This is a genomic window from Paenimyroides marinum (assembly GCF_900108395.1).
In the GTDB taxonomy this organism is placed as follows: domain Bacteria; phylum Bacteroidota; class Bacteroidia; order Flavobacteriales; family Flavobacteriaceae; genus Flavobacterium; species Flavobacterium marinum.
This window is the reverse complement of sequence record NZ_FNXE01000011.1, coordinates 31,211-54,669: the sequence shown is the minus strand read 5'-3', so window position 1 is coordinate 54,669 and position 23,459 is coordinate 31,211. Positions and strand designations below refer to the sequence as shown.

General features: G+C 33.2%; 23 protein-coding genes. 11 read left to right on the top strand and 12 right to left on the bottom strand.

Features of this window, described 5'->3' with window-relative positions; all coding sequences use genetic code 11:
• Positions 1-66: 66 nt before the first annotated feature.
• The 3 genes from lysA to BLW20_RS05400 all read left to right on the top strand — a co-directional run bounded on the left by lysA (position 67) and on the right by BLW20_RS05400 (position 3,358).
• Positions 67-1,275, top strand: a complete 1,209-nt coding sequence (lysA, locus tag BLW20_RS05410) for a diaminopimelate decarboxylase (protein WP_091097167.1) — start codon at positions 67-69, stop codon at positions 1,273-1,275.
• A gap of 83 nt (positions 1,276-1,358) precedes the next feature.
• Complete coding sequence (locus tag BLW20_RS05405; protein WP_091097165.1) at positions 1,359-2,777, top strand: alkaline phosphatase; 1,419 nt, start codon at positions 1,359-1,361, stop codon at positions 2,775-2,777.
• 14 nt (positions 2,778-2,791) lie between these two features.
• The gene (locus BLW20_RS05400) at positions 2,792-3,358 is read left to right on the top strand and encodes an anthranilate synthase component II (protein WP_091097163.1); all 567 of its coding nucleotides are present in this window, start codon (positions 2,792-2,794) and stop codon (positions 3,356-3,358) included.
• A 79-nt stretch (positions 3,359-3,437) separates the two neighbouring features.
• Here BLW20_RS05400 and BLW20_RS05395 read toward each other — a convergent pair whose 3' ends face one another.
• The 8 genes from BLW20_RS05395 to BLW20_RS05360 form a co-directional block, all read right to left on the bottom strand.
• On the bottom strand, positions 3,438-4,982 hold the full coding sequence (locus BLW20_RS05395; RefSeq protein ID WP_091097162.1) for a hypothetical protein: 1,545 nt from the start codon (positions 4,980-4,982) through the stop codon (positions 3,438-3,440).
• A 64-nt stretch (positions 4,983-5,046) separates the two neighbouring features.
• Positions 5,047-5,484, bottom strand: a complete 438-nt coding sequence (locus BLW20_RS05390) for a DUF1456 family protein (protein ID WP_091097160.1) — start codon at positions 5,482-5,484, stop codon at positions 5,047-5,049.
• 49 nt (positions 5,485-5,533) lie between these two features.
• On the bottom strand, positions 5,534-6,286 hold the full coding sequence (locus BLW20_RS05385) for an LVIVD repeat-containing protein (protein WP_091097204.1): 753 nt from the start codon (positions 6,284-6,286) through the stop codon (positions 5,534-5,536).
• Positions 6,287-6,288: 2 nt separating this feature from the next.
• A complete protein-coding gene (locus BLW20_RS05380) occupies positions 6,289-6,792 on the bottom strand; it encodes a hypothetical protein (protein WP_091097158.1) in 504 nt (167 codons plus the stop codon).
• Positions 6,793-6,828: 36 nt separating this feature from the next.
• Positions 6,829-8,826, bottom strand: coding sequence for an excinuclease ABC subunit UvrB (gene uvrB, locus BLW20_RS05375; RefSeq protein WP_091097156.1), 1,998 nt, complete (start codon positions 8,824-8,826; stop codon positions 6,829-6,831).
• An 81-nt stretch (positions 8,827-8,907) separates the two neighbouring features.
• Complete coding sequence (locus tag BLW20_RS05370) at positions 8,908-10,173, bottom strand: OmpA family protein (protein WP_091097154.1); 1,266 nt, start codon at positions 10,171-10,173, stop codon at positions 8,908-8,910.
• A gap of 94 nt (positions 10,174-10,267) precedes the next feature.
• Complete coding sequence (locus BLW20_RS05365) at positions 10,268-10,549, bottom strand: DUF3817 domain-containing protein (protein WP_091097152.1); 282 nt, start codon at positions 10,547-10,549, stop codon at positions 10,268-10,270.
• 3 nt (positions 10,550-10,552) lie between these two features.
• A complete protein-coding gene (locus BLW20_RS05360; protein WP_091097150.1) occupies positions 10,553-10,909 on the bottom strand; it encodes a hypothetical protein in 357 nt (118 codons plus the stop codon).
• Positions 10,910-11,076: 167 nt separating this feature from the next.
• Here BLW20_RS05360 and BLW20_RS05355 point away from each other — a divergent pair, with 167 nt between their 5' ends.
• Positions 11,077-11,934: an EamA family transporter gene (locus tag BLW20_RS05355; protein WP_091097147.1), complete on the top strand. Its 858-nt coding sequence runs from the start codon at positions 11,077-11,079 to the stop codon at positions 11,932-11,934.
• Entirely contained in the window at positions 11,935-12,369 is a 435-nt protein-coding gene (locus BLW20_RS05350; protein WP_091097145.1) for an NUDIX domain-containing protein, read from the top strand.
• A 15-nt stretch (positions 12,370-12,384) separates the two neighbouring features.
• Here the strand turns inward: BLW20_RS05350 and BLW20_RS05345 are convergent, their stop codons facing one another.
• Positions 12,385-13,005, bottom strand: coding sequence for an L-threonylcarbamoyladenylate synthase (locus BLW20_RS05345; protein WP_091097143.1), 621 nt, complete (start codon positions 13,003-13,005; stop codon positions 12,385-12,387).
• The gene (locus BLW20_RS05340; RefSeq protein WP_091097141.1) at positions 13,005-15,341 is read right to left on the bottom strand and encodes an ATP-dependent helicase; all 2,337 of its coding nucleotides are present in this window, start codon (positions 15,339-15,341) and stop codon (positions 13,005-13,007) included. Before BLW20_RS05340 ends, BLW20_RS05345 begins: the two co-directional genes overlap by 1 nt.
• A 99-nt stretch (positions 15,342-15,440) precedes the next feature.
• On the opposite strand from BLW20_RS05340, the gene BLW20_RS05335 reads away from it, so the two are divergent.
• From BLW20_RS05335 to BLW20_RS05325, 3 genes are all read left to right on the top strand, one after another.
• Positions 15,441-16,001, top strand: a complete 561-nt coding sequence (locus tag BLW20_RS05335) for a DUF7935 family protein (protein ID WP_091097139.1) — start codon at positions 15,441-15,443, stop codon at positions 15,999-16,001.
• A 38-nt stretch (positions 16,002-16,039) separates the two neighbouring features.
• Positions 16,040-16,249 (top strand): hypothetical protein, encoded by a 210-nt coding sequence (locus tag BLW20_RS05330; RefSeq protein WP_091097137.1) that lies wholly within the window; start codon positions 16,040-16,042, stop codon positions 16,247-16,249.
• Positions 16,250-16,328: 79 nt separating this feature from the next.
• Positions 16,329-17,525: an NAD(P)-dependent oxidoreductase gene (locus tag BLW20_RS05325; RefSeq protein ID WP_091097135.1), complete on the top strand. Its 1,197-nt coding sequence runs from the start codon at positions 16,329-16,331 to the stop codon at positions 17,523-17,525.
• On the opposite strand, the gene BLW20_RS05320 is transcribed toward BLW20_RS05325, so the two are convergent.
• Both BLW20_RS05320 and hemN read right to left on the bottom strand, forming a co-directional pair.
• Positions 17,526-17,759 (bottom strand): hypothetical protein, encoded by a 234-nt coding sequence (locus tag BLW20_RS05320; RefSeq protein WP_091097133.1) that lies wholly within the window; start codon positions 17,757-17,759, stop codon positions 17,526-17,528.
• A gap of 9 nt (positions 17,760-17,768) precedes the next feature.
• Entirely contained in the window at positions 17,769-19,127 is a 1,359-nt protein-coding gene (hemN, locus tag BLW20_RS05315; protein WP_091097130.1) for an oxygen-independent coproporphyrinogen III oxidase, read from the bottom strand.
• Positions 19,128-19,257: 130 nt separating this feature from the next.
• On the opposite strand from hemN, the gene BLW20_RS05310 reads away from it, so the two are divergent.
• From BLW20_RS05310 to BLW20_RS05300, 3 genes are all read left to right on the top strand, one after another.
• Positions 19,258-19,560: a DUF4834 family protein gene (locus tag BLW20_RS05310; RefSeq protein ID WP_245725279.1), complete on the top strand. Its 303-nt coding sequence runs from the start codon at positions 19,258-19,260 to the stop codon at positions 19,558-19,560.
• A gap of 80 nt (positions 19,561-19,640) precedes the next feature.
• Complete coding sequence (locus BLW20_RS05305) at positions 19,641-22,082, top strand: YfhO family protein (RefSeq protein ID WP_091097127.1); 2,442 nt, start codon at positions 19,641-19,643, stop codon at positions 22,080-22,082.
• Positions 22,083-22,111: 29 nt separating this feature from the next.
• Positions 22,112-23,395 carry a glycosyltransferase family 4 protein gene (locus BLW20_RS05300; protein ID WP_091097125.1) on the top strand — a complete coding sequence of 428 codons (1,284 nt, stop codon included), beginning with the start codon at positions 22,112-22,114 and terminating at the stop codon, positions 23,393-23,395.
• Positions 23,396-23,459: the final 64 nt, after the last annotated feature.

Here is a 23,459-nt window from a genome sequence, read left to right as displayed (position 1 = left end):
TCAAAAAACTCCAATTTTACGCTAATAATTTTAAATTTGCACCTTCAACAACAATTTTAAACAAAAATGGATACAAATTTATTATTAAACATTGCACAACAGCATGGTTGTCCGGTGTACGTGTACGATGGCAACAAAATTGAATCACAATTTCAACGTTTACAAGACGCATTTAAGGGTGTTAAAAAATTAAAGATCAATTATGCGGCGAAAGCCTTGACAAACATTTCCGTTTTAAAGTTGTTGAAGAAGAAGGGCAGTGGTTTGGATACTGTATCTATACAGGAAGTTTTATTGGGTTTAGAAGCTGGTTTTGCACCGGAAGATATTATGTTTACACCTAATGGTGTTTCGTTGGAAGAAATTGAAGAAGCTGTAAAATTAGGTGTTCACATCAATATTGACAACCTTTCAATTTTAGAACAGTTTGGAACAAAACATCCCAATATTCCGGTATGTATTCGCATCAATCCGCATGTTATGGCAGGTGGGAACAGTAATATTTCTGTGGGACACATCGATAGTAAATTCGGAATTTCGGTTCATCAAGCACCGCACATTTTAAGAATTATCGAAAACACCAAAATGAAGGTTAACGGAATCCACATGCATACAGGTTCTGATATTTTAGATATCGAAGTATTTTTATATGCTTCTGAAATTTTGTTTGAAACCGCTAAACAATTTAAAAATTTAGAGTTTATTGATTTTGGAAGTGGTTTTAAAGTTCCATATAAAGAAGGTGATTTAGAGACGGATGTTGAAGAATTAGGTGAAAAATTAACCGTTCGTTTCAACCAATTTTGCAAAGAATATGGTAAAAACCTGACATTGGTTTTTGAACCGGGAAAATTTTTGGTTTCGCAAGCGGGTTTTTTTCTTGCAAAAGTAAATGTGGTAAAACAAACCACATCAACCGTTTTCGCGGGGATAGATTCTGGTTTTAATCATTTAATCCGTCCAATGTTTTACAATTCGTACCATCACATAACAAATATTTCAAACTATGGGGGCAAAGAACGCTTTTATTCGGTTGTAGGATATATTTGTGAAACCGACACTTTTGCAAGTAACCGAAAAATTGCTGAAATTAGCGAGGGTGATATTTTATGTTTTCATAATGCCGGAGCCTACTGTTTTTCAATGACATCAAATTATAATTCACGTTTTAAACCGGCAGAAGTATTGGTGTATAACGATAAGATACATTTAATCAGAAAACACGAAACGATAAAAGATTTGTTGCATAATCAGGTAATGGTTGATTTAGATTAATCTTTAAGTAACAAATATTTAATATATTTAAAATAGGCAAACCAATCAGAGTTTGCCTATTTTTGTATAAAATTATCTAAAAGATGAAAAGAAGAAGTTTTTTTAAATTAGGAAGTTTAGCAGCATTAGGTTCTACTATTTTAAATCCTATTGAAAGTTTTGCTTCAGCTAATGAAACAACGATAAATGCAACTAATAAAAAAGCCAAGAACATCATTTTTATGGTGAGCGATGGAATGAGCACAGGCACATTAAACCTTGCCAATATTTATTCAAACCGTATTTTAGGAAAAAGCAGTAACTGGCTACAATTATATCTTGACAATAAAGTTTCTCGCGGTTTAATGGATATGGCTTCAGCTTCATCAATCGTTACCGATTCTGCAGCCGCAAGCTCGTCTTGGGGAGGTGGTTTTCGCATAAATAACGGATCATTAAATGTTAGTCCGTCCGGAGAAGAACATTTGCCTATCTGGCAAAAATTTAAATTAAAAGGTAAAAAAGCGGGTTGTGTTACCACAGTTCCGGTTACTCACGCTACTCCGGCAGGATTTACCGTTTCATTAAAAAGCCGAAATGATCAATCGGTCATTTCTGAAGAATATTTAAGAATTGGCTACGATGTATTGATGGGCGGTGGACAACAGTATTTTGCCGCAGAACACCGCAAAGATAAAAAGGATATGTATGTTGCTTTTGAAAAGCAAAATTATGTGGTAGCAAAAAGCAAATCAGATTTAAAAAATACTGATAAATCTAAAAAACTATTAGGTGTTTTTGATTTTGATGCGCTTCCGTATCAAATCGACAGAAAACAATCAACGGAATTGACTAATACTATTCCTACGTTGGCTGAAATGACAGAAATCGCCATCAATCAAATGAAAGATCATAAAGAAGGTTTCGTTTTACAGGTAGAATCTGGTAAGGTTGATTGGGCGGCGCACGCTAACGATATTTCTGCCTTAATCCACGAACAATTGCAGTTTGATGATGCTATTGCAGTGGCTATGAAGTTTGCAGAACAAGACGGAAATACATTGGTTGTAATTACCACAGATCACGGAAATGCCAATCCGGGATTAATCTATGGGAAATTTGCGAACGATCATTTTGATAGTCTGTCAAAATACAATCATACCAACGAATATATTCTGAACAATATTAAAAACAATCAATCAGAAAGCCAAATTAAAGAGTTCATCAAAAGCACAATTAATGTGGAATTGGACGATGAGGATGCCAAAACTATTGCGTCTTATTACAACGGATTGAAAAAAGGTGATGACGGATTGTATAATTACAAACATTTGCCGTTTAAAGCATTTGCAGAAATCCAGAAAAAACACAATTCTGTTGGATGGATTTCAATGGATCACTCTGCTGATTATGTTGAAGTTGCTATGTTTGGTCCCGGAAATCATTTACATAAACCGTTTATGAAAAATACCGATATGCACTATTTGTTGTTAGAAGCAGCCGAAGTAGAAAATAAATTTTAGTGTATTTTTGCTGAATGAAAATTGCTGTTATTAATAATTACGATTCGTTTGTACACAATATTGTTCACTATTTAGAAAGTTTTGATGGAGTAGAAGTGTCTGTTTTTATGAACGATAAATTTTACCTGGAAGAATTAGAGAAATTTGATAAAATTGTGCTGTCACCAGGACCGGGGTTGCCCAAAGAAGCCGGATTGTTATTAGATGTAATTGATTGCTATAAAAACAAAAAAAGTATTTTGGGTGTGTGTTTGGGTCATCAGGCAATTGCAGAGTATTTTGGTTGTGAACTGATTAATTTAGAAAAGCCATTACACGGAATCTCTTCTCAATTACACTTTCTTGAAAACGACTATTTATGGTATAATTTGTCAAATAATAATTCTATCGGACATTATCATTCATGGTGTATTAATAAAGAAAATCTTTCAGAAAATATTATTGTCACCGCTACAGATGATTTCGGAAATATTATGGCAATACGCCATAAAGAGTATGATATCAGAGGAGTTCAGTTTCATCCCGAATCGGTTTTAACACCAAATGGAAAACAGATCATTAAAAATTGGATTAAAAATTAAAACAAAAACGATCTTATTGATCGTTTTTATTTCTTTTTCATTATTAATCGTAGCTAATCAAATTACTAAATAAGTGGTGTTATCTTCTTCTTTTCTTTTTATTTTTTTTGTCTTTTAATTTTTTTTGTGCAAAATAGGATAAAAAATCACCTGAGTAATTATCTTCACCAACTTTAAAGTATTCATTTTCAGAGGTATTAGACGTTACGAAAGGAGCTTTCTTTTTTTGATTTAGATTTGAGGAGCCTATAATATAAAATCCGTTTTGGGTTGGTAAAGTAACACCAGAATCTTGACCTTCATAACCGTAGAACGAAGCATATTCTAATGTCGTACCATTTGAAGATAAAATAGAAATATAAACATCTGATCTTCCTCCACCGTGTTTAGGTTGATGAGCATTTTTAGTAATAGGAAGATTCTTTTCACTATTCCCATTGGCAGGAGATGAAGAAATGAAAAGATTTTTTCCATCACTAAACACATATTCTCCGGCATTAATGTAACTAGTCCATATTCTTTCACCTTTTGAAGAAAATTTGGAAATAGTTTTGGGACTCTCGGATCCGAAGGGCTCACTTAGGTAGGCTCCTTCCGTTGTAATATTTTTATTTTTGAGGGAAGATTTTTTATGAGAGGTTAATATATAAGCTTCATCGTTAATCACTGTTAAACTATGATTATTTCTTAAAGTATTACCATATGTTACATTTGTGTCTTGTAACCCAAAATAAGTACTCCAAATTCTTTTCCCTTCAAAGCTAAATTTAGAGAGAAATACTTTAGAAAGAGTTTTTAACGAAGATTTTCCATCTGAAATAAATTCTTGAAAACTATTTGATGTTCCAAAATAGTTACTTATAGGGTTGGCTCCTAAATGTTCTCCGTAAATATATAATCCATCAGTACCTGCAACGATACTTCTTATTTTAGAGTTATCTTTTGTATAAAATGTACTCCAAATATGCTTGCCGTTTAAATCTAATTTACTTATTACATCTTGATAATCTACCGAGGTATTTAAATCACCTGTTTCTTGAAAAGAAGAAGAAGAAGCCACGGTATTTTTATTTCTTTTATTTAAAATATAAATATTATTATCAGCATCAATTGTTAAATGAGAGGCATTAGCTACTAAATCGTGAAAATAAGTACTCCATATAAGATTCCCTTCTAAATCTATCTTTGAAATAAAAGTAGGTCTTGATGATTCTCCAAAAATTACACTTTCACTATAAGCTCCAGATGTAGCAAGTTTTGAATTTGCTGTTCTGCCAGAAAGAACTAAATGATTGTCAGAATCAAATTTCATACTCTCAATATTAGAAAACCCTTCTCCATTATTTGGGATTTTATAAATTAATTTTGGTATGGGTTGATCCGGACAATATTCAAAAATTTCATCTCCATTGGCGTTTACCAAATAAAGACAGCCTGTTTTAGGATGAACTTCTGCTACAAATAAATAGGTTCTCACTATGGTCTTGAGAGAAGAAAATGGTTTTACAGTTCTGTTATATATCGGAATTAATGTTCCCCAATCTTGATTATATAAAGGTTGCCCATGCCCTTTGGATGTAATAAAAAAAATTGAAACTATTATAAAAAGTAATAATTTTCGCATAATGATTAGATTTGTGTTTAACTTAAAAAAAGATGTATTTAAATTTCAGTATTAAATTAACAACCTAATTATTTTCTTTAGTCTTTCCATTGTTAAACTTTACATTTCCCATAATATCTTTTTGAGTTAGGGGAGTAGTAGTTTTAGTTTTGGGGACTGGCTTTACTGTAGGTTTTGAATATTTTTTATCGGTTTTTATCTTGTTATTAACCAAGGGTTTGTCTGTTAACGGCTTTTTTGATGCGGCCACGGCAGCCAGAACTTCTTTAGGGTTTTTAGGATTTTCCTTTGTTCCCCGCAAGTAAATTACCAAACCATTTAAAAAATTTCGTAAAATCTGATTCTGACATTCTACATATTTGGGATGATCTTCATTCCTGAAGAAATTACCTATTTCTCCTTTTGAAATTCTGAAATCAACCAAATTTAAAATTTCTACAATCTGATCATCACGTAATTGCAACGCAACACGTAATTTCTTTAAAATATCATTATTTGTCATGGTTCTATTTTTAACAAAGATACAAGAAAAAAGCTTTCATAAAGAAAGCTTAATAAGTAATATCGCTAATTGCGGTTAGTGATAGAAAATCACCGCTGTTCCATTTAAATTGTGTGACTTTTTGTTCTCCAAAGGCATACATTATATCGTTATAAACTACAATATCCTTAAATTTATAATTTACTGATTTTACTAAAACCGGTTCTGCCGGATTGGTCGTATCAAAAATCTTTAATTCATCATCACAAATAATCAGATAATTTTCATATAATGCCAAACCTCTTGGATACGTCAAATTTCTTTGATGAATTAGTGCAGGATTGGTAACATCTGCAATATCATAAACCATTAAGGTATTTAAATTATTACCGCAACCAGTATTTGAATGTAAGGTTACATAAGCGTATCCTTCGTTTGCTACCACCGGATCACAAGCTGTAAAATGTTGAGCTGCCGACAAATATTTTGGTGTTTCAGGATTAGAAACATCATAAATAAACATGCCGTTTCTTGACCCCATAAACATTAAATCGCCTAAAGAATAAATGGTTTCTATATCATTGCCAATAGTTACTTTATTAACTTTTACAGGATTGTTTGTATCAGATATCTGAAAAACGTGTAAGTCTTGATTATCTACAGTGTATAAATAATTTCCCTTAATGGCAAAAACGGCCATAGATCCGCCTTTACCGACATTTTCAGATGACCCCGGATTTGCTGAATCAGATCCATCACTTGAACAAAAGGTTAAGGTTAAACTCGCCGCAAGAATAAAACCGAATTTTAATAACTTTTTCATACTTAATTCTTTTTCCAATCAACAATTATTTCATTTTCTCCTGAATTATAATACCCCGATCCATCAGGACTTAATTTTTGAGGAAACGTATTGGGTATGCGCTTGTGCACGTTAACGGTAGTGTTATTAACGGTTACAGCCACTAAATCAACTGCTTGATTAATGTAAATGGTGTTGTTTTTTATTGCCATATCAGTAGCCCCCGGAACTTCTAAAAATCCTGTTAATTGTGGAGCATTGGGATTTGAATTGTCATAAATGTGGAAACCTTTGTTTTCATCGGTTATAAAAATATACTGATCTTTAACATAGATTTTTCCGGCTTTTGTCATACTTCTGGGGTCTGACATTTTTATGGAATTTTCTAACTGCTGACGGCTCATATAAACAGGTTCATAAGGTGCGTAATACTTTGAAGAGTTATCGTCAGCCGTATAAAAACAACTTTGTAACATTAAGGTTACGGTAAGCGGTATGAAATATAAGCCTCTTTTTAAGTTTTTCATATATAATTGATTTTAGGCTAAAAATATTAAAAAAAATTATATAGTATTCTTTTTATCTGTTAATTCTTTTATATCATCTCGTAATTTTGCCGCTTGTAAGAAATCTAAATTTTTAGCTGCTTTTTCCATTTCCTTCCGTTTCTCTTTAATAGCTTTATCGATATCTTTTGTTGATTTATAAGTTACGGTTTCTTCTGCAACAGTCTTTAATACGGGCTCATTTTGTTCATAAGATTTAAACCGATCTGCCAAAGATTTTTCGATTTTTTTATTTAAAGCTTTAGGTTTTAGACCATGTTCTTTGTTAAAAGCCATTTGTTTATCACGTCTGTAAGCCGTTTCATCAATAGTTCGCTGCATGCTAACGGTAATTTTATCGGCGTACATAATAGCTTTCCCATTAAGATTTCTTGCCGCACGACCAACAGTTTGTGTCAACGAACGGGTACTGCGCAGAAAACCTTCTTTATCTGCATCTAAAATAGCTACTAATGAAACTTCGGGTAAATCTAATCCTTCACGCAAAAGATTCACGCCTATCAACACATCAAACAAACCTTTACGTAAATCCTGCATAATTTCGATTCGTTCCAATGTATCAATATCTGAATGAATGTATCTGCAACGAATACCAATCTTAGTAAAGTGTTTTGCTAATTCTTCAGCCATTCGTTTAGTCAAAGTGGTTACTAAAACACGCTCGTCAATTTCTGCTCTTTGGTGAATTTCTTCTACTAAATCATCAATCTGATTTTGACTCGGACGTACTTCTATTATCGGATCTAAAAGTCCCGTTGGACGAATTACTTGTTCTACATAAATACCTTCAGATTTTTGTAATTCATAATCAGCCGGAGTAGCAGAAACGTAAACCACTTGATTTTGCATCAGCTCAAATTCTTCAAACTTTAACGGACGATTGTCCATGGCAGCAGGTAATCTAAAACCATATTCAACCAGATTTTCTTTACGTGAACGATCGCCGCCATACATTGCGTGTACTTGTGAAACGGTAACGTGACTTTCGTCGATAATCATTAAATAATCTTTTGGAAAATAATCTAACAAACAGAATGGGCGAGAACCGGGCTCTCTTCCGTCTAAGTAACGAGAATAATTTTCGATGCCGGAACAATATCCTAATTCGCGGATCATTTCCAAATCAAAATTAGTACGCTCTTCTAAACGCTTTGCTTCTAAGTGTTTACCAATAGATTTGAAATAATCGACTTGTTTTACCATATCTTGTTGGATTTCCCAAATGGCTTTTTGCAAAACATCAGGCGATGTAACAAACATATTTGCAGGATAGATGCTCAATTGCGAATACTTTTCGATAACTTTTGATGTTTGTAAATCAAAGGTTTCTATGGCTTCAATTTCGTCACCAAAAAAATGAATCCGGAAGGGATCATCTGCATAACTTGGGAAAATTTCCACGGTATCTCCTTTAATTCTGAAAGTTCCATGAGAAAATTCACCTTCCGTTCTGGAATATAAAGATTGAACCAGTTGTTGTAAAAATTTTGTACGGGATATAAGTTGGTCTTGTTCAACATGAACTACATTTTTTTGAAATTCTGTTGGATTTCCTATACCGTACAAACAAGAAACAGAAGCCACTACTAAAACATCTCTGCGACCGGAAAGGAGGGAAGAAGTAGTACTTAACCGCATCTTCTCTAAATCATCATTAATAGATAAATCTTTTTCTATGTATGTTCCGGTTACGGGTAAATATGCTTCCGGTTGGTAATAATCGTAATATGACACAAAATATTCTACCGCATTGTGAGGGAAAAATTGTTTGAATTCTGAATATAATTGGGCCGCCAATGTTTTATTGTGTGCCAAAACCAAAGTAGGTCTTTGTACTTCTTGAATAACATTTGCAACCGTAAACGTTTTACCAGAGCCTGTAACACCAAGCAATGTCTGGAAACGTTCGTTATTTTTAATTCCTTGTGAAAGACTTCTTATAGCTGTGGGTTGGTCTCCCATTGGCTTGAATTCAGATTCAACCTTAAATTTCATATCGCAAATTTTTACAAATATAAGAATAAAAAAAGAGAGGTATAAACCTCTCTTTTTTATTAAAATGTATGAAACTATTAATTAGTTTACTTTGAAAGTTACTCTTCTAGCAAATTTAGAAGTAGTTTTGTTTTTACCGTCGAAAGAAGTATCTTCTCCGTTAGCAACAACTTTAATTCTATCACTAGAGATACCAGATTGCTCTAAAATTTTAGCTACGTTTTTAGCACGTTTTTCAGATAATCTTTGGTTGTAAGTAGGGTTACCAACTGAATCAGCAAAACCGTTTACTTCAACTGTAGCTTCTGGATTACTACGTAAGTAAGTAATTAAGAAGTTTGTTGACTCTGCATTTTTAGGAGCTGATTTATCAAAATCAAAATAAACAGCAACGTATCCTTGGTTGATCAAATCCTGAGCTGTATTTGAATCTGCAGCTGAGAAAGTATCACCTTTCATAGCATATCTTGAATCGAAGTACTCTTCGTAAGAATCAGGAATACCATTTTTGTTTAAGTCAATAGAACGACCTTTAGTATCAACCATGTTTCCAGCTGGAGTATTTGGTTCTAAATCTAAATAATCAGCTACACCGTCATTGTCAGAATCGATCATTTTATTTTCGATGTCTGTTACGCGGTTTTCTAAAGCTTCAACTCTGTTAGTTAAACCATCATTAGCATACCAGTCAGCATGTTGCTCGTTTCCACCTAAGTAGAAAGATAAACCTAATGTAGCGTTATAGAACGTACCGTTAAAACCTCTGTCGTTAGCGTCAACATAACCGGCTCCATCAAAAGTCATATCTTGACGAATAGTGTTGATCATGGAGAAATCTGCATTTAAAGCCACACGGTTTCCTAATTTAACTTGTCCTGTTAAACCTAAAATCATGTGTCCCATTTGGTCTTTATCATAGTCAATTGCTGTTGAACCATCTTTTCCTGGTTGCATCCAAGAATATCCTGCACCAGCATGAGCTTGTAAACCTAAAGTTCTTGTCCACTCTTCAAAATTCATGATACGACCTAAGTTAGCAACCCCTTGTAAGCTAGCTCTGTAGTGTGCAGTTCTAAAATAATCAGAATTTTCACCACTTTTCATATAGTCATAACCAAAATCAGCTTTAACACCAAATTTGTTATTAAACATATAACGTACACCAGCATCAGCGTGTACCAAACCAAAGAAAGTATCACCATTATAACCTGGTGTCATTGGAGCTGATGGTTTTGTTAAACCTCCGTTAACGTCGATTGACCATTTGTTGTAAGGTAATCCTTCTTGAGCATTCATATTAGCTAAACCTAATACTGTAGCAATTAAAGGCAAAGTTATTTTTTTCATAAAACTTTTTTTTAAATTATTAATAATAACAGAATATTTGTAATTATAAATTTTTGGTAAAATTAATCTTTTTTAACCAAAAACAAAATTTTTTTTAACTTTTTAACCATTTGTAGTCTGAATAAAATGTTCCAAACGGTAGAAGCGAGGCTAAAAGGACTAAACCAAGCTTCTTAACAGACCAATTATATTCTACTTTTAAGTAAAAAGCTATTATAACGTATAAAACAAAAAGTATGCCATGAACCATCCCAATAGGAAATAATAATTGTTGGTATAATTCAGGATTATTGATTTTGTTATACAACATATTATAAAAGAGAACCAAATAGGAAATTCCTTCTAAAGCACCAATAAATCTAAAAAAATTTAACATGATTTAAAATTGTTGGAATTGTTGATTGTATTCTTTTAAATCGGCAACATTATGTTTGTTTTCTAAATCTAACATAAGTGATATGAAATACGTAAAACTTTCATTTGCAGAGCTTTCTGATTTTATTTCAGTATTTTCCTCAATTGGTTCATCTGAAGGAATTCCAATTAAAAAATCATTATTTTTATCGATATGCTCACAAGCCAATCGCAAGGCTTTGACTAAATAAGGTTTTTCTTCAAGTAAAGCAAATTCGCGAAGTTTTTTCAATTCCGGAATAATTGCAGATGTATTGATTCCGTTTGCGTTTACTTCTGATTGTAATGCTTTAAGAATCTTTTGTGCGTTAGAATTTTCCACTTATTTTATTTTTTTAAACACCGCAAAAATAGTGATATTTGTGGAATTTAAAAATATATGTGTTTGATTTTATGTTATAAATATATTAAAGTATAATAATTCAATTTGTTATTATATTGAACTATAATTTATATTATGTAAAATAGAAATTGTAAAACGATATTTATATGACCTCTCTATTACTAAGCTTATCTTCTTCATTATTAGTCGGATTCTTTATTAAGTATCTGAAAATAAAAGATATAAAAAACTTGTTCCTTTTTGTTTTTGTGAATTACATTGTAGCAATAATTGTCTCTTATATTTTGTTTTATGATTCAATCACTTTATCCGCTTTAAAACAGTCTTTTTCATATATAACCGTTTTATTGGGGGTTTTAATGCCGGCAATGTTTTATTTCTTAAACAAATCTTTAAAGGAATCTGGGTTAGCTAAAACAGATATTTTCCAACGTTTATCACTCATTATCCCGGTTGTATTAAGTTTTAAGCTTTTTAACGAGGTTTTTACGTGGTCAAAATTTATTGCTATTGTTTTGGCATTCGTAAGTATCGTGTTTTTATTGTACAAAAAATCTACAAAAGATGGAAAATTTAACATAATTTACCCATTAATGGTCTTTTTGGGATATGGAACAGTTGATACCTTATTCAAAATTTTAGCACTTAATAAAGACATTCCATATATAGTAGCTCTTTTTTTGGTGTTTGTTTCTTGTGCAATTATCACCGGATCTTATCTTTTCTTTATAAAAGTAAAATGGAATTATAAATATATTTTTTACGGAATTATATTAGGTTGTTTAAATTTTTCTAACATTTATTTCTATTTAAAAGCACATAAAATCTTTTTTAACAGCCCTACCCTTGTCTTTATAACTATGAATTTAGGTGTGATTATAGGTGGAACATTTATTGGCAAGTTGTACTTTAAAGAAAAAATTACAAAAAATGCGGGCATCGGAATTTTATTAGCTATAATTAGTGTAATTTTATTAGCTTTAATTCAATTAAAGATCTTGTAAATGACTTATACTTCAAAAATATTTGTTACCGTTGATGTGGTTTTATTCAGAAAAACCGATGATAGTCACGAGCTTTTATTAATACAACGTTTAAATGAGCCTTTTAAAGGACAATGGGCATTACCCGGTGGTTTTGTAGATGAAAATGAAGATTTGGAAACGGCTGCAAAAAGAGAACTGTTTGAAGAAACAGATATCAAACTTTTTCAGGTAAAACAAATTAAAGCTTATGGAAACCCTCATCGGGATCCACGCGGACACATGGTTTCAGTGGCTTTTATGGGCGAAATTGATTCGTTAGCCCAAGCAAAAGCGAAAGATGACGCAAAATCGGTGCAATGGTTTTCTATTGATCAATTACCTGTTTTGGCTTTTGATCACGCAGAGATTATACGTGATGCGATTGAGAAATATATTACAAAACCAGCATATTAAGCTGGTTTTGTCTTTCTAAAGAATATCAATATCTCCTTTTCCTTCACGGATAATTTCTGGTTCGTAACCTGTTAAATCAATGATGGTCGATGCGGTGTTATCACCGTAGCCGCCATCAATAACAGCTTCTACCCTGTCCTGCCACTTTTCAAAAATCAGTTCCGGATCGGTGGTGTATTCAATGACTTCATCTTCATCATAAATAGATGTTGAAACAATGGGATTTCCTAATTGTTTGACCAGTTCTAAAGCAATGTTATTATCAGGAACGCGGATTCCGACTGTTTTTTTCTTTTTAAATTCTTTTGGCAGATTATTGTTTCCTTCTAAAATAAAGGTATAAGGTCCCGGCAACGCGCGTTTTAAAATTTTAAACGATGAAGTATCCAGATTTTTTACGTATTCCGAAATATTGCTTAAATCATTACAGACAAATGAAAAATTTGCTTTTTCTAATTTAATGCCCTTTATTTTTGCAATGCGTTCCAATGCTCTTGAATTGGTAATATCGCACCCCAGGCCGTAAACAGTATCGGTTGGATAAATAACCAATCCACCGTCTTTTAAAATCTTAACCACTTTCTGAATCTCCTTTTCATTAGGATTATCAGGATATATTTTTATAAATTTTGCCATTATTCCAAAATATTAAGTTTTGCAAAACGCAGCAACAATTTCTTGATTCCGCCGGTTTCAAATTTAATTTCGGCCTTTTTATCTGCTCCTGCTCCCTCTAAGTTAAGAATTTTTCCTTTACCAAAACGTTCGTGCATAATAATTTGTCCTTCTCTTAACGAATTATTTTGGTTTGATGAAGAATCTGAAATAGAAACCTTGCTCATTTCTTTTAATCTACGGATGTCATGATTAGGCTTAGGCTCTTCGTTATCTTTTACCCATTTTGGCGGAATCCCCGAAACAGGCTTTGTTTGACGCAGTTTTGATTTATCTACATCGCCAAAAATATCTTCGCTGATAGACGATTTGTAACGATAATTGGTTTCAGGTGCAGAAAGAAATTCGATATATTTTGGATCTATTTCCTGAATAAAACGCGATGGATCGCAATCAGTTAACTTTCCCCAACGATAGCGAGATTGCGAATAGGTCAAATAAGCCTGATGTTCGGCACGGGTCAAAGCAACATAAAATAACCGCCGCTCTTCTTCTAACTCAGCACGTGAATTAACGCTCATGGCACTTGGAAATAAATCTTCTTCCATGCCCACCACAAAAACAGTCGGAAATTCCAATCCTTTTGCCAAGTGAATGGTCATTAAAGCCACACGGTCATCATCGCCTTTATCATTATCTAAATCGCTTGCCAGTGCCACATCTTCCAAAAATTCAGCCAAACTACCACGGGCACCGTCCACTTCTTTTTGTCCTTCGGTAAAATCTTTAATACCGTTTAACAACTCTTCGATATTATCTAAGCGAGTGATTCCTTCTGGTGTGCCGTCTTTTTTAAGTTCCTGAACCAAACCGGTTTTTTTAACAATATAATCGGTTAAATAGTATGCATCGTGATTTTGATCGATTACCTGGAAATTTTTAATCATGGTTACAAAATCGCTGATTTTATTTTTGGTACCTGATGTTAGCTTTAGATCAATCTTATCAATATGCTCCATTACCTCAAAAATACTGCGTTTGTAATGATTAGCGGCTATGTTTAGTTTTTCTACGGTTGTGTTACCAATTCCACGTGTTGGGTAATTAATTACACGCACCAAAGCTTCCTCGTCTTTTGGATTGACCACCAAACGCAGATATCCCAACACATCTTTAATTTCTTTACGTTGATAGAACGACAAACCGCCATAAATTCTGTAGGGAATATCGCGTTTTCTCAAAGCATCTTCCATAGCCCGCGACTGTGCATTGGTTCGATACAAAATAGCAAAATCGCCGTTGTTCATCTGCTTTTGCATTTTTTCTTCAAAAATGGTTGAAGCTACAAAACGCCCTTCTTCGGCATCGGTAATGGAACGATGGATTTTAATTTTTGGACCATCAGCATTGGCTGTCCAAACCACTTTTTCTAATTTGGTTTTATTTTTGTCGATGATGGTATTGGCAGCTTCCACAATGTTTTTTGACGAGCGATAATTTTGTTCTAAGCGATAGGTTTGCACATTGTCAAAATCTTTCTGGAAGTTGAAAATATTGTTGATGTTTGCCCCACGAAACGCATAAATAGACTGTGCATCGTCGCCCACCACACAAATATTCTGAAAACGATCTGCCAACGCTTTTACAATCATGTATTGCGAATTGTTGGTATCCTGATACTCATCAACCAAAATGTAACGAAAACGATCCTGATATTTCAACAAAACTTCCGGAAAACGAATTAACAACTCGTTTGTTTTCAATAATAAATCATCAAAATCCATAGCACCTGCCTTAAAGCATCGTTCTACATAAGCTTGATAAATGTCACCAACACGCGGTTTTTTTGCCATGGCATCGGCTTCCATCAACTCCGGATTATTGAAATACGCTTTAACCGTAATCATATTGTTTTTGTAGTTAGATATTCTTCCTAAAACATCTTTAGGTTTGTAAATGTCTTTATCTAACTGCATTTCTTTGATAATCTGACCGATTAATCGTTGGGAATCCTGTGAATCGTAAATGGTAAAATTTGAAGGATACCCCAATTTATCAGCTTCGGCACGGAGGATTCTGGCAAAAACCGAATGGAAAGTTCCCATCCACAGATTTTTAGCTTCGGTACTTCCCACAATTTTAGAGATGCGCTCTTTCATTTCGCGAGCCGCCTTGTTGGTAAACGTCAAGGCTAAAATGTTAAAAGCATCTACCCCTAAGTGCATTAAATAAGCAATACGTAATGTTAAAACCCTTGTTTTACCCGAACCGGCACCGGCAATAATAATCATTGCCCCGTCTTTTTGTAAAACCGGTGCACGTTGCGCTTCATTTAATTGGTCAATATAATTTTGCATAGAGTCATTTTCAAGAAAAAACAAAGTTACTACTACTAAAAATAAGTAGCAAATAATATTATTTTAGGTTTATATTTGCTTTTTAAAAGTAGCAAAATTATGTTTTCAAATTTTACGGTAGACTGGAAAGAGTCGTTACTTATTTTATTGGGGCTAATAATTATTATATTATTGTATTATGTTTTTAACAGAAAGTCGATTGCTGAAGAAAACCACACCCGACAGTTGTTAAAGCAACAAATGGAACAAAGTCAAAATGTACCATTTATAAATGAGGAAAAACGTCAGGCAACTCCGCAAATCACGCAGGCTTACGAACGGTTGATTATATTAATGGAACGCATTGATTTGCATAAACTGGTAGTACGCATTACCCCTATTTCCTCTCTAAAACAAGATTATGCTATGTTTTTAATTCAAAACATTGATCAGGAATATGATTTCAATATTTCACAACAATTATATGTTTCAGAAGAAGCGTGGGCGTTAATTGCAACTGCTAAACAAACCATTATTCAACAAATTTTAAAAATGAGCTTAAAAAACAGTATCACCGATGCAAATGATTTGCAAAGAGCTCTTTTAAATATCAATGAGGCAAATTCAGTTACCGATTTAGCAAAAAACAGATTAAAACAAGAATTTAAAAGTTTGGTTTAATTTTTGATTAGATACTTTATACATATTAAATTTGCATTATGAAAAAATTACTCACTATTTTGGGAATTGTCTCAGGAATTGCTATTTGGGTAAGCTGTGAATCTTCAGACTCTTGTCATTGTGAAGTGTTTGAGAACATTGGAACCGAAGAACAACCGCAGTTAAGATACATTGGTAGTTTAGACGGTACTTGCGATGGTGTAAACCAAGAAGAAAATAAAGTTTACCAAAATGTAAGCTGTGACTAAAAGGCGTTTCTCTTGAAATGCCTTTTTTGGTTTTCTGATTAAAATTTCTTATATTCGCTAACTCCTAAAGTAAAAATATATGAAATTTGGAATTATCCGAGAAGGTAAAACTCCACCAGATAAACGCGTTGTTTTTTCACCACAAGAATTATTAAAAGTTAAAAATAACTATCCTAATGCTGCTTTTAAAGTAGAAAGTTCACCAATAAGAGTGTTTGCAGATGAAGAATATGCAGCATTAGGGTTTGAAATTAGTGAAGATATGACCGATTGTGATGTGCTTTTTGGAGTTAAAGAAGTTCCGGTTAGCCAACTAATTCCCGATAAAACTTATTTCTTTTTTTCGCATACCATAAAAAAACAGCCGTATAACAAAAAATTATTACAGGCTTGTTTAGAGAAAAATATCCGCTTAATTGATCATGAAACATTGGTTGATGAAAATGGTCACCGCCTTATAGGTTTTGGGCGTTATGCGGGTATCGTGGGAGCATATAATGCCTTTAGGGCTTTTGGAATTAAATATGAATTATTTAATTTGAAAAAAGCCGAAGAATTAAAATCGCAAAAAGATTTAATTGAACGTTTAAACCGAAATTATCTGCCGCCAATAAAAGTGGTTCTGACCGGTAAAGGCAAAGTTGGTTACGGTGCCAAAGAAATGCTTGACGGCATGAAAATGAAACAGGTGTCTGTAGAACAATTTTTAGCGAAAGAGTTTGATGAGCCTGTGTTTGTTCATATTGATGTGGAAGATTATTATAGAAGAATTGATGGTTCAAAAGGTTCAAAAAGCGATTTTAAAGAAAATCCCACAGCGTATGAAAGTGATTTTGAAAAATTTTCAAAAACAGCTGATATTCTTATTACTGGTCATTTCTACAAAGACGGATCGCCTGAAATATTGACCAACGAAATGTTGAACAGTGCCTATAATGCCATTAAAGTGGTGGCAGATGTTTCGTGTGATATTAATGGACCTATTGCTTGTACCATAAGACCTTCAACCATTGCAGATCCTATTTACGGATATTATCCACGTGAAAAGAAGGAAGTTCCTGTTGATCATCCGGCAGCAATTGTTGTAATGGCTGTTGATAATTTGCCTTGCGAGCTTCCAAAAGATGCCAGTGAAGGTTTTGGAGAAATTTTTATTGAAAAAATCGTACCAGCTTTCTTTAATAACGATAAAGACGATATTTTAAAACGAGCTACCATTTGTGAAAACGGTAAATTAACGGCTTCGTTTTCTTATTTAGAAGATTATGTGAAGTAATTATTTCATCATTTGACCTTTATAAACCATTGCCCAAAACAATTCAACTGTATTGGGCAATTCTATTTTATTTTTGTTAAATGATTTTATAAAAAACTCTAAATCTGTTGGCGTAAAAAACTGTTTAAATTCATTGCGGAGCTCGTTATTTTGCGAAACAAAACAAAGGTTCAAATGAGCATTTTCTGTAAATATCAGTTTGTATTTTTGTTCTATTTCCCGTATTAAATCCATATTTCCTAATTAAATAGTCATTGAAAAAAGTTGTGTTTTTGGCTGGTTTTTAATTAAATATTCATCAAATGCCATGCAAATATTACGTACAAATGTTTTTCCCAAATCGGTAACAGTTAATTGATCGTTGTTTATGATGATTAAATCATCTTTTAAAAACTCTGACAACCGTTTCATTAAAACATCTTCAGGAATAATACTGTAAACGTTTGACAAATTGGTTTTAAATTTACAAATAATATCAGAAATGGCATGTCTTAAAATTACGTCTTCTCCCAATAAAATATGACCTTTTACAACAGGTAATTCATTATTTTCTATTCGTTTTAGATAAGCGGTAATGTTTTTTTCATTTTGAGCAAAAGCTGTTTCACAATCAGCAATCGCCGAAGCTCCCAAACCAATCATAACTGTTGTTTTAAACGGTGTGTATCCCATAAAGTTTCTGTGCAATGTGTTGTTTTTAAACGATTTGTACAAATTATCTGAAGTCTTTGAAAAATGATCCATACCAATTTCATAATAATCATGTGATTGCAGCATGTTTCTGCCGGTTTCATATAACAATCGTTTTTCATCATCTTTAGGAATGTCGGTATCTTTAAAACCACGTTGTCCGTTGCCTTTTATCCAGGGAACATGCGCATAAGAATAAAACGAAATTCGGTCCGGGTTCAATTGCGATGTTTTTTTAATGGTATCCTCAATACTGTTTAACGTTTGAAAAGGCAATCCGTAAATAATATCGTGAGAAATAGATTGATAACCTATAGCACGAGCTGTTTTAGTTACTTCTTCTACTTTGCTGAAAGATTGTACGCGGTGAATGGCTTTTTGTACTTTTTCGTCATAATCCTGTACGCCAAAACTAACTCTTGTAAAACCTAAATCATACAAAGTTTGCAGGTGTTTTTGGGTGGTATTATTGGGATGTCCTTCAAAACTCATTTCTAGATTTGCATGTTTACCTGCTACAACGAAAATGCTATCAATCAATCTTTTTAATGCTGAACTGTTAAAAAACGTAGGCGTACCACCGCCTAAATGTAACTCTTTAATAATTGGTTTTTCAACTAATAAATCCAGGTATAATTGCCATTCTTTAAGAACGGCATCAATATAAGGTTGTTCAACTTCGTGGCGTTTGGTAATGTATTTGTGACAACCGCAAAATGTACACAAACTTTCACAATAAGGTAAATGTATATATATTGATATTCCTTCTGTTAAATTCGTTGATTTAAAGCTTTTATTTAAACTTTTAATCCATTTATTTTTTGAAAAATGGTCTTGATTCCAGAAAGGCACCGTTGGGTAACTTGTATATCTTGGACCTGGAATATTGTATTTTTTTACTAAAGAATTCATTGCCTATACTTTCAGGCAAAAGTATCTTTTCTGTAGATGATAAACACTGATATTTGTCATGTTGAAAAAGTAAAACGATTCTTCAACTTTAAGATTTCTATAAGAAAAAATAGGTCTAAAAGTGATATATTTGAACATCAAATTTGAATCATTAAATAATTATGCGGCTTTTATGAGATTTATAAACACAATTTTAATTATAGTATTGATTTACTATTTGTTTAAGTTTGCGTTTAAACTTTTTGCCCCTTATTTGCTAAACAAAGCAGTGAGTAAGGTTACAGAAAACTTTGAAAAACAACAACAAGCTTATCAAAATCAATACAACCGGCAAACAGAACCCAATACTTTTGAAACGGAATTAAAGCAAAACAAAATTCCTAAAGAAAAAAAGAAAGTAGGTGAATATATCGATTACGAGGAAATAGAATAGTTATTAAAGTCTTGCAATGCAAGACTTTTTTTTTATCCTTTCCCAAATAATAAGTACATTTAACCTCAAAATAGTGTACTATGAAAAATATTAAAAACTATGTGCCGCATATTTTAGCAATGGTGGGTTTTATAGTTGTTTCTTTAGCTTATTTTTACCCGGTACTTTCGGGTAAGCAGATCTTTCAGTCTGATATTGTTCAATATACCGGAATGGCTAAAGAATTGAACGATTTTCGTCAAACGCATCACGAAGAAACCTATTGGGTTAACAACGCTTTCGGCGGAATGCCAACCTATCAGTTAGGAGCAAAATATCCACATAATTACATCAAGCAGTTAGATTATGTAATTCGTTTTCTTCCTCGTCCGGCAGATTATGTTTTTCTGTATTTCATAGGATTTTACCTGTTGCTTTTAACCTATAAAGTAAAACCGTTAAAAGCTTTTATAGGTGCATTATTATTTGGGTTTTCCACTTACCTCATTGTTATTTTAGGGGCAGGACACAATGCTAAAGCACACGCAATTGCTTATATGCCATTGGTTTTAGCAGGTGTACATTTGGTTTTTAGAAAGAAATATATATTGGGAGGAATCCTTACAATGGTTGCAGCAGCTTTGGAAATTTCTGCCAATCACTTTCAAATGACATACTATCTGTTGTTGTTTTTAATTGGTGTATGTGTTTATTATTCAGTATATTACATTAAACAAAAAGAGATTTCGTCTTTATTAAAAATGTTCGGAGTTTTTATTGTTGCCGGAATTTTTGCGATTGGATTGAATGCCACCAACTTAATGGCAACATCAGAATACGCCCAATTCAGTACCCGAAGCGATAGCGAACTGACCATTGCACCCGACGGAGCTCCCAAGGCTTCTGCCAATGCCATGACCCACGAGTACATTACCGAATACAGCTACGGCATATTTGAAACCTTTAATTTATTGGTTCCAAGGATTATGGGCGGTGGAAACGGAGAAAATATCGGAACCAATTCAAATACGTACAAATTTGTTTCTAACTTTTTGTTATCGCAAGGATATGATCCTTCTCCGGCTCAGCAATTCGCAGACCACGCACCCACTTATTGGGGTAAGCAGCCCATTGTCGCTGCTCCGGCGTATATTGGTGCAGTAGTACTGTTTTTGGCTGTTTTATGCTTTTTTGTAGATAATCGTAAAGTAAAATATTATCTGGGTGCAGGAGCAATATGCTCTATTGTTTTATCGTGGGGACACAACTTCTTTTTAACTGATTTTTTAATTGATAATTTACCGCTTTACAATAAATTCCGGGCAATAACATCTATCCAGGTAATTGCCGAATTATGTTTCCCTGTTTTAGCAATTTTAGGGTTGCAAGCATTTTTCAAAACAACTAAAGAACAGCAATTAGATGCTCTCAAAAAATCGGGAATGGTATTTGCAGGAATCATTGCTCTTTTATTTGTATTAAAAGCTACCATGGGATTTGAAGGAGCGAATGATTCTTATTATTCACAGGTTTTTCAAGACGGAGGTTCAGGTTTTATCAAAGCTTTAATTAACGATCGTAAATCAATGTACACCGATGATTTATTAAGAACATTTATTTTTGTTGCTTTAGCAGCTGGAGCTTTATTTGCCGTTAACAAACAAAAATTACAAGGCAAAACAGCCGTTATTATTATTGGAATTTTAGGCGTAATTGATTTGGTTTTAATCGATACCAATTATGTAAATAAAGATAATTTTGTTGCTAAACACATGGTGGAACAGCCTTTTCAGGCAACACCTGCAGACCAGCATATTTTGTCAGATAAATCTCAGTTCCGGGTTTTTGAACAGCAAGGTGGTTTCAGCAGTGCACGCAGTTCGTATTTTCATCATTCGTTAGGTGGATATCATGCCGCTAAACCAAAAAAGATCCAGGATTTATACGATTACCAAATTGCACAGCAAAACATAGAAGTGTTAAATATGCTGAATATAAAATATGTCATAGGTAAAGATGAACAAGGTCAGGATATTCCATTACAAAACCCTGATGCAAATGGTAATGCATGGTTTGTAAAAAATATTCAGAAAGTTGCCAATGCCGACGAAATGATGAACGCTATGAAATCGTTCAAATCTAAGGAAACTGCTTTGGTTTACGACAATATCAATCTTTCAAAAACCAATTTCAGTGTTGACAGCCTCTCACAAATTAAGTTAACGAATTATCAACCGAATAAATTGGAGTATCAGTCAAACAATAAAGCTGATGGATTTGCAGTATTCTCAGAGGTTTATTATCCAAAGGGATGGAATATTACCATTGATGGAAATCCGGCTGAAATGATTGAAGTAAACTATACCTTACGCGGATTAAATATACCGGCAGGCAATCACACCATTGTGTTTTCGTTTGAACCGGAAGTTGTAAAAACCGGAAGTGCCATTTCACTAATCGTTTCTATTGTTGCATTATTGGTTATTGTTTTGGGGTTGTACTTTGGATTACGAAAAAAGATAAATAAAGCAGAAGAAATATAATTCATTCAAATTAGGAATTTTCCTTACTTATGAAAAAAGTACTTATCATAGCGTATTATTGGCCTCCGGCTGGAGGCCCGGGGGTACAGCGGTGGCTAAAATTTGTAAAATATCTGCCCGATTTTGATATAGAACCTATTGTTTATGTTCCTGAAAATGCCGCTTATCCCATAATTGATAATGATTTAGTAAACGAGGTAAGAAAAGACGTAACCATTTTAAAACAACCCATTAAGGAACCGTATAAATTGGCAGCGTTTTTTTCGAATAAAAGCACACAAACCATTAGTTCGGGAATTATAACAGAGAAGAAAAAGCAGTCTTTTATTGAAAAACTGCTGTTATATGTTCGTGGAAATTTTTTTATACCCGATGCCCGTATTGGCTGGGTAAACCCGTCGGTTAGTTATTTATCTGATTATATCAAAAAAAATCCTGTAGATATTGTAATTACCACGGGTCCGCCACACAGCATGCACTTGATCGGAATGGAATTACAAAAACGATTTTCTGTTCAATGGATTGCCGATTTCAGAGACCCATGGACATCTATTGGTTATCATAAAGAATTAAAACTGACAGAAAAATCTGCCCAAAAACACAAAGATTTGGAACGTGATGTTTTAACGAAAGCCAATGCCGTCATTATCACAAGTAACACCACAAAGAAAGAATTTGAAGCGATCACTTCAAAGCCAATTCATGTAATTACCAATGGTTACGATATTGAAACAATTGAAAAACCAGCATTAGATGAAAAATTTACAATAAGCCATATTGGATCGTTGCTTTCTAAACGCAATCCAAGAATTTTATGGAAAGCATTTAAAGAAATTTTAAAGGAAAATAAACAGTTTAAAAAAGATTTTCAATTACGGTTAATTGGTAAAGTAAGCCCCGAAATTATTGAGACAATTAAAGAATTCAGGCTCGATGATTATCTTGATTTAAAAGGATATGTACCACATACCGAAGCTTTAAAATACCAACGCAGTTCGCAAATATTGTTATTGATAGAAATAGACTCATTTGAAACCAGAGGAATCATTCCGGGAAAATTATTTGAATACATGGCTGCCGAACGACCTGTTTTAGCCATTGGTCCCAAAGAAAGTGATGTGGAACAAATCATAAAGAATACAAATTGTGGCAACTATTTTCACTATGATGATTTAGAAGCAGTAAAAGAATATATTCTCAGTTGTTATCATCAATATCAAGACAAGAATTTAAGAATTTATGGTATTGGTTTACAATATTACAGTCGCAAAAAACTTACGGAGAAATTATCAGGTATTCTGAAAAATATGTAAAACAAAGGAGTTTACAAATAATGTAAACTCCTTTTTTAACACCCAATGCAAAAAAATAATATAA